Source organism: Streptomyces sp. NPDC005070 (assembly GCF_053600395.1).
The window spans coordinates 1-1,714 of record NZ_JBSFZS010000450.1; the positions used below are offsets into that span (position 1 = coordinate 1).

At 67.7% G+C, this 1,714-nt stretch carries 2 protein-coding genes and 1 pseudogene; 1 reads left to right on the plus strand and 2 read right to left on the minus strand.

Translation table 11 applies throughout. From position 1 onward, the window contains the following. Together ACWEBX_RS40125 and ACWEBX_RS40130 are read right to left on the minus strand one after the other, a co-directional pair. Window positions 1-261, minus strand: a pseudogene (locus tag ACWEBX_RS40125) (quinone oxidoreductase family protein); the annotation flags it as partial. 223 nt (window positions 262-484) lie between these two features. Next, a complete protein-coding gene (locus tag ACWEBX_RS40130; protein ID WP_451889633.1) occupies window positions 485-802 on the minus strand; it encodes a UBP-type zinc finger domain-containing protein in 318 nt (105 codons plus the stop codon). A gap of 218 nt (window positions 803-1,020) precedes the next feature. Between ACWEBX_RS40130 and ACWEBX_RS40135 the strand changes: the two genes are divergently transcribed. Beyond that, on the plus strand, window positions 1,021-1,506 hold the full coding sequence (locus ACWEBX_RS40135) for a DUF427 domain-containing protein (RefSeq protein WP_451889632.1): 486 nt from the start codon (window positions 1,021-1,023) through the stop codon (window positions 1,504-1,506). Window positions 1,507-1,714: the final 208 nt, after the last annotated feature.

A 1,714-nucleotide genomic window follows, 5' to 3' on the forward strand; every position in this document is an offset into this window, starting at 1 on the left:
CACGCTCCGGCCTCGCTTGAAGCCGATACGTCGGCGCAGCGCCACCCAGGAGGACATGGCGGGATTCATCGCCGCGGCGACGGTCACCGGGTCGACGTCCTTCGGCAGCAGGATGCTGCGGTCGGGTTCCATGACCGTGCGCTCGGCCAGAGTCCCCAGGGAAGTCTCGTCGAGGATCGTGTAACGAAGGCGGCCGTCAGCTCCCCGGACGACGCCGTCGATCCCGGGGATCAGCGGGAGGCGCGCTCGATCATGGCGCACAGCGTGCGGGGCGACTGCCTGTTCTTGGTGATGCTCTCCACACCCTGCCCCTTCGACGGTGGCGCCTTGGTGCCGCCGACGGGTGTGGGGCCCCGTGCTGTACCGGCGCACGGCCCGGGACGGGACCGCTCCGGAAGAAGTAGACACCATGTAGTGGCCATACATCCATGCGGACTGCCGAAAGATCACGCCAACCGAGTTCGGGGAAGCCGGTCTTCACCGCTCACTGTGGCGAGCGGCCGTCGCGCGGACACAGGAACACTTCATCGACGTAGCACCAGGCCCACGCTTCCTCCCCCGGCTCCGCGGACCGTGCGAGGGGGTGACCGCTCGATTCGAAGTGAGCGGTGGCGTGGGCACCCGGCGCGCTGTCGCTGCATCCCACGTGGCCGCAGGTCAGGCAGACCCTCAGACGCGTCTCGTCGCGCCCTTGAGCTGAGCACTCCAGGCACACGCGGCTCCGGGATGCCGGTGCCGGGGCCCCGTCGGCGGCATGGGGACAGCCTCGGCCCTGCGCACGGCCACCGTCCGGCCGGACCATCCACTCCGTCATGGGTCGCCTCTCGACCACTGGCTGTCGCTGCGGGAATGTCACCCCTACTTCGCGCATGTGAGTACACATGGATGCGCACCGGGGACGCGGAACTCGGCGACGCCGATCCAGCCGGTCCCATCTACATCTCATCCAAAGGCGCGGGAGGCGGGGAAAAGGAGACGCACGCTCCAACGGCGGGCGTGCGCTCAGGGCGAGGAGACGACATGAGCCAGTTCACCGGTCGCGAGATCGAGTCCGTTTGGGACTATCCACGGCCTCCCGCCGTAGTACAGGACGACCGCCCCGTCCGGGTGGAATGCGGTGGCCGTGTGGTCGCCGAGACTCGACGCGCCTTGCGGGTACTGGAGACCAGCCACCCACCGACGTTCTACATCTCACCGGGAGATGTCTCGTCCGATCTGCTGTTCCCGGCCGACGGACACTCCTGGTGCGAATGGAAAGGCAGCGCACGCTACTGGGATGTGATCATCGGCCACGAGGTGCGTTGCCGTGCCGCCTGGAGCTACCCCGGCCCCCATCCCGCCTACACGGTTCTCAAGGACTACGTCGCTTTCTATCCCGGCAGCGTGGACCGCTGCGTCGTCGGCGATGAACAGGTTCAGGCCCAGGACGGAGACTTCTACGGCGGCTGGATCACCACAGACGTACAAGGCCCCTTCAAGGGAGCACCCGGCACACTGGGATGGTAGGAGCCTCGCCGGTCGGCTCCTTGCCACACCGGCCAGGGAAGGCAGTCACGTCGAATCAACCGCCTGTGGCAGTTCAGAGCGGTGAACGACACATGGCCCGAGTCACAACAAGGTGACCGTGCCCGTGGCGGCAGTCCGTTCGCCGGCCTTCACGACGAAGCGCGAGGCGCAGGCTTCGGCCGTCACCTCTACGGCCGCCCCTCGGCTC

Bases quoted from the DNA above. Each gene is read 5' to 3' on its own strand.
- ACWEBX_RS40130 (WP_451889633.1), bottom strand. From the start codon at position 802: ATGGTCCGGCCGGACGGTGGCCGTGCGCAGGGCCGAGGCTGTCCCCAT.
- ACWEBX_RS40135 (WP_451889632.1), top strand. From the start codon at position 1,021: ATGAGCCAGTTCACCGGTCGCGAGATCGAGTCCGTTTGGGACTATCCA.